This window comes from Veillonella sp. CNR 79/14 (assembly GCF_003992185.1).
Classification (GTDB): domain Bacteria; phylum Bacillota; class Negativicutes; order Veillonellales; family Veillonellaceae; genus F0422.
In genome coordinates this window covers 1-6,153 of the sequence record NZ_RQVH01000038.1, presented here as the reverse complement: position 1 = coordinate 6,153, position 6,153 = coordinate 1, and the positions used below count along the sequence as shown (strand labels likewise).

3 protein-coding genes and 1 tRNA gene are annotated in these 6,153 nt (G+C 38.6%); 3 read left to right on the top strand and 1 reads right to left on the bottom strand.

Annotated elements, in window-relative coordinates; genetic code table 11:
• The first annotated feature begins 1 nt into the window (after position 1).
• Positions 2–77 (top strand) — tRNA-Val (locus EO119_RS07975).
• 134 nt (positions 78–211) lie between these two features.
• Positions 212–1,585 (top strand): LPO_1073/Vpar_1526 family protein, encoded by a 1,374-nt coding sequence (locus EO119_RS07970; RefSeq protein WP_126941392.1) that lies wholly within the window; start codon positions 212–214, stop codon positions 1,583–1,585.
• Between the two features lie 150 nt (positions 1,586–1,735).
• On the opposite strand, the gene EO119_RS07965 is transcribed toward EO119_RS07970, so the two are convergent.
• Positions 1,736–2,446 carry a Crp/Fnr family transcriptional regulator gene (locus tag EO119_RS07965; RefSeq protein WP_126941390.1) on the bottom strand — a complete coding sequence of 237 codons (711 nt, stop codon included), beginning with the start codon at positions 2,444–2,446 and terminating at the stop codon, positions 1,736–1,738.
• A gap of 254 nt (positions 2,447–2,700) precedes the next feature.
• Between EO119_RS07965 and hcp the strand changes: the two genes are divergently transcribed.
• Positions 2,701–4,266: a hydroxylamine reductase gene (gene hcp / locus EO119_RS07960; protein WP_126941388.1), complete on the top strand. Its 1,566-nt coding sequence runs from the start codon at positions 2,701–2,703 to the stop codon at positions 4,264–4,266.
• Positions 4,267–6,153: the final 1,887 nt, after the last annotated feature.

Here is a 6,153-nt window from a genome sequence, read left to right as displayed (position 1 = left end):
TGGACGATTAGCTCAGCTGGGAGAGCGCCTGCCTTACAAGCAGGATGTCGGCAGTTCGATCCTGTCATCGTCCACCACGCTAGGAACTACCTAAGGGTAGTTCCTTTTTTATAGGTAAAAGTATGAATAGTACTTTTAAAGATACACATAAATCGGTATAATAAGGATAGTAAAGACAGATAACATTGCAGTATAACTAGGAGGATTTTCTATGGATGGATTAATAGAACTTTCATTGCGATATGGACCATATGTGGTTATTTTAGGAGTGATTTGTCTATTTCTTTTATGTTGCTACTTCTTATTTCGGGATAAGAAAGGAAGTACTAGCAACAAAATAGTGGATTCGCTATCATATGATGATCCTTATGAACACCAAAGAAGGACATTTCAAAATCCCTATGCTCTTCGAGACGAAGAACTATCCGTAGATCCTGTGGAAGATGATTTTGTAGAAGGTATAGTCTCAGAAGAATTAGTCCGTGCTGTGAAAGAACAACCGCCGGAAGAAGCAGAAGATGCGACTAGAATTATGCCAAAAGTAACGGAACGTATGATTACCGAGACGATAGAGGCTCAACCAGAGGCGTCTATTAAACTAGCTGTAAAAGAGCAAACATTACTAGATAAAGCGGTAGCTCAATATAAATCTGCATTCGGTATTTTAAATCCTGAATCTGAAGAAAAGGTTACTGAGATTACAGAAGCCATATTGGCGCAATTAGATACTGAATCAGAGGAAGAAACTACGCATTTATTTGAAAATATAGCGTTACAAGAAAGTTTATTACATGTACAAAAGGCGTATGTAGCGAATTCTACTGAGTGGATGAAAGAAATCCTCTTAGAAACTTTCAAAGATGTGGTGGAACAACCTCAATCTAGCACATTATATTTGGTAGCTGTTGATGCATTGAAGAGTTTAGTACATTTACAAGTGGGACATTTGCAAGCATTAGCTATCTCATTGATCATACAATATTCTAAAAATTCTAATAACTATTCAGTAGAAAATTTCCGCCATTATTTGGAAAAGTATATTGAACCATTCATGAGCGATTTGCCACGAAAAGAAGATATGTATCAGCAATTAGAATATTTGCGTTGTATCTCTTTTGGGGACACCTTGTCATTCCAACAAATTATGAGAAATTCCTATCCTCTTGTATTTGATTACCGTGGATTTAGCCATGAAGAATTAGCTTTCATAGTACAAGATACGCCAGTTAAGATGCCTATTGTCGTAGAAAGTATTAACTCTTCATTATTGAAATTGATGGCTGTGGATGAATATATGTTGCCTAGCTTATTCAAGCGAGCTGGACTCACAGATATTAGTATCCAAAATGGGTTAACTCGTCTTGCTTTTGGTAAGGCCGTTGATTGGGATAGTACATCGTTTGATGAAGTATTGGAACGTATCTCTCCATTATTAGTGGATTTTAGTCATATTTATGATCGAGCACCGCTTAGTCGCTTGCATCTCACTTTGCTAGGTATTTATTTGGGCAGTGCTATGGTACGTGCTACTATTCACGAACAATTTGATGTATCTCCTTGGTTTGATACTTCTGGACGACACTAGGAATAAAATTGAATACAATAATCCCCTACACTTCCGGACGAAAGAATCGGATGCGGTAGGGGATTTTATGTTAATAGATGCAGAATTTACGTAGGAGAAGTGTCAGTTTAGAAGGAAAAAAGGACGCTGCTAAGGCAGCATCCTTTTATATTAAAATGAAAAATCTTCGATGGTTTCAATATCCACTAACTCTACTTCTTTGCCGTGGAATTGGATAATCCGTTCGTCTTGTAAACGTCCCAGTTCGCGACTGAGTGCAGTGCGGCTTACGTTGAGGACATCTGCCATTTCTTGCCGATTGTGTGGCAAGGTGAGGATGTTCTTTTTTTGCACTCGGTGAAGGTCCATAAAGTAGGCAAAAATTTTCTCGCGCATCCCTTTGAGAGATAGATAATGTACTTTGCGGGTCAGTTGCATAGCCTTTTCGGATAGGTCGTGCATGAGGTTCGTGAGCAATTGGATTTGGCAAGTTTGACAGTCCGGAAATGCTTTGGTAAAAGTTTCAATCGGTAAAAACAAAACGATCGCATCTTTTGTGGCTTCAATCGTAGCAGGCCACAGAGGATGGTTACTAAAGAGCAAGGCTTCCCCGAACATAGAGGATGGCTCTAGCTCTGTTACGATAGTTCGTTGTCCTAACATGTTTTCTCGCGTTAACAAAGCACGACCTTCTAATAAGATGCCAATGCCTTCCATAGGATCACCGGCGATGGCGATGAAGGAGTTTTTTTTGAAACTTTGCACCTTCACATTTGCATGGGATAAAAAAAGTGATAAATTTTCTGGTGTAATATATGCGCATAAGGGGGATTGTTGAATCGTATTCATGTATGTTTCTAATGTAGGATGTAATGTCGACATAGGACCTCCGTTAAATTAGAGAGTATGCTTTATTTCTGTACTTTCATTATAGCATGAATAAAAGTATAGGGAAAACTATATAAAATGTAGCCAAGGATACGTTTTTTCTGCTTTCAGTATACTATACTAAATGCATAGATAACAAGATAATGCTATGCACTCCTGTTGTAGGATGGTTGTGTATAGAAACGATATCTAAAACAAAGTATGTTGTAGGAAACATGTTTATGGGCAAAGTTCCCAAGGAGGTTATTATGAGTATGTTCTGTTTCCAATGTGAACAAACAGCGCAACCAAATGGTTGTACAGTACAAGGTGTATGTGGTAAAACAGCACCGGTTGCAAATTTACAAGACGAATTAACAGCGGCGTTGATCGGTTTAGCTCGTGCAATGCAAGCTACAGAAGTAACGTTAGAAAACGTACAATTGTTAAAACGTGGTTTATTCATGTGCGTAACAAACGTAAACTTCTCCGAAGATCGTGTACAAGAGTTTATCGATGTGATCAACGATGCACACAATAAATTAGATGCTAACATTCCTAACTTTGATTGGGAAGAATTGTGGAAAGGTCATGAAGACATCGTATCCTTACGTTCCACATTGTTATTAGGTATGCGTGGTATGGCTGCATACGCATGGCATGCAGCAGTATTGGGGTATAACGATCCAGAAGTTGACGCTTGGTTCGTAAAAGGCCTTGTAGAAATGGCGAAAGACCACAGCGCAGAAGAATGGTTAGGCCTATTGATGGAATTCGGTGGCATCAACCTTGCTTGCATGGCGTTGTTAGATAAAGCAAACACAACTACATACGGTACTCCAGTTCCAACAACTGTACCTTTAACAGTAGAACCAGGTCCTTTCATCGTAGTAACAGGCCATGATTTACATGACCTTAAAATGTTATTGGAACAAACTGATGGCAAAGGCGTTAACATCTATACACATGGTGAAATGCTTCCATGTCATGCGTACCCTGAATTGAAAAAACATCCTCAATTGAAAGGTAACTTCGGTACTGCATGGCAAAACCAACAAAAAGAATTTGATGGCGTTCCAGGTGCATTCTTGTTCACAACAAACTGCATTATGCCACCAAAACAAACATACATTAAGAACATCTTCACAACTGACATGGTTGGTTTCGATGGCTGTGGTCATGTGGAACACAACGAAGATGGTACAAAAGATTTCTCTGCAGTTATCGAGCGTGCTATTGAATTAGGCGGTTACAAAGAGCCACAACAATTCACTGGTATCAACGGCGGTACAGAAGTAACAACTGGTTTCGGTCATGGTACAGTACTTGGCGTAGCTGACAAAGTAATTGATGCAGTAAAAGCTGGCGCTATCAAACACTTCTTCTTGGTAGGCGGTTGCGACGGTGCTAAAGTAGGCCGTAACTACTACACTGAGTTCGTAAAACAAACTCCAGAAGATACTATGGTATTGACTCTTGCATGTGGTAAATATCGTTTCAACGACCTTAACATCGGTGAAATCGGTGGCTTGCCTCGTATCCTAGATATGGGGCAATGTAACGATGCATACTCTGCGATCCAAGTAGCGGTAGCATTAGCAGGCGCTTTTGAATGTGACGTAAACGAATTACCATTGACATTAGTATTGTCTTGGTACGAACAAAAAGCGGTATGTATCCTATTAACATTATTGTCCTTAGGCATCCGCAACATCTACATCGGACCATCCTTGCCAAAATTCTTGTCCGGCACAGTACTTGGCATCTTAGTTGAAAAATTCAACTTACATCCGATTACAACACCAGAAGAAGATATGAAAGCGATCTTAGGCTAAGACGTCTCTTGTTTCGCTATGCAGCCTTGTGGCGGTGTTAACTAAATAAGATAAAGGGAAGAGCACGACATATTCCTCCGCAAACTGATACAGTGGTTAGGTTTGCTCCGGAACATGTCGTGCTCTTCTTGCATTTTCGTAATTTGGTCAGTAAAGGGCGCCACAAAGGCTGCTACTCGTAACGGCGTTCCTCTGGGGATGGGTGCTTGTGGCGTTGTCATTTGCAAACTTGCGCTTTGCTTAGTTTGCTGTTAGTAATGGCGTTAAGTCAATATAAACAGTACGAATAGATTATGTTATAATAAAATTACAAGAGTCATTAACGTGTTGTTAGGCTCATCTCTTCCTATTATGGGAGGAGGTGGTTGCTATGACTAAGTATGAGAAAATCTCTTTGATGATTTCTATTACTAGTTTAGTAATTCAGCTCATTGATCTACTTAAGTAGACAATGAAAAAGCCTAACGTATAAGGTCTCATACACCTTAACACGTTAGGCAATTTCAATTCATACTTTTTGAGATGAGCCTAACGCTAGCTGCACGTTAATGGCTCTTCTTTTGTTGTCTTAATTATAGCACAGGTTATAGTCACAATACAATCGTTTCTTGTGACGCTATGCAGCCTTGTGGCGTTCCTTAGATAGATGTTCATAATATTGTTATTTTGTACATGGTATGGTTAGGTGTATAATGAAGGTAAGGGAGTCACTAACGTGAGTTAGGCTCGTCTCTTCCTAATATAGGGGGAGGTGATACTATGAGAAAGTATGAAACGTATAGTTTATTACTGTATCTAATTTCTATAATAGTAAGTATCATTGACCTGTTTAAAGATCTATTTAAATAATCAATGAAAATGCCTAACGTAAAGATAAGTATTACCAGTACTTATACACGTTAGGCATTATCAGATTTCGTTATTTGAGATGAGCCTAACGCCAACCACACGTTAAGGGCGCTCTTTTTAATACTCTAAGTATAGCATAGTTCGGATTTAAATACAATTATTACTTGCTTCGCTATGCAGCCTTGTGAGGATATCATTTGCAAACTTGTGCTTTGCTTAGTTTGCTGTTACTAATGGCGTTAAGTCAATATAAACAGTGCGAATAGATTATGTTATAATAAAATTACAAGAGTCATTAACGTGTTGTTAGGCTCATCTCTTCCTATTATGGGAGGAGGTGGTTGCTATGACTAAGTATGAGAAAATCTCTTTGATGGTTTCTATTGCTGGTTTAGTAATTCAGCTCGTTGATCTACTTAAGTAGACAATGAAAAAGCCTAACGTATAAGGTCTCATACACCTTAACACGTTAGGCAATCTCATATTTCTGTTTTTTCGAGATGAGCCTAACGCCAGCTACACGTTGATGGCTCTTCTTTTGTTGCCTTTATTATAGCACAGGTTATAGGTACAATACAATCGTCTTTTGTGATGCTGTGCAGCCTTGTGGCATCTTAACTAAATAGGGCAAAGGGAAGAGCACGACATATTCCGACACGAACTAATATAGTGGTTAGGTTTGCTCCGGAACATGTCGTGCTCTTCTTGCATTTTCGTAATTTGGTCAGTAAGGAGCGCCACAAAGGCTGCTACTCATAACTACGCTCCTTAGGAGTAGAGGGGGCTATAAAGGCATCGTTTTTCAGTTTGTGAATACAGTAAAAAAGGATAAAGAGTGAAAAAGGTTATCTTAGCATAATTTTAATGTAGTATAGTAAGTAAATTCTGTGCATAGAATGAGCATTTTTGTGTAATACTATATGAATACATGATGCAATAAAAGAATGAAGTAGTAAATCCTATGCATTTTAGGTATATTGTAAGATAAAATAGCAGAAACTAATATATATAATGTGATTTTCAAGTCTGTATAAATTC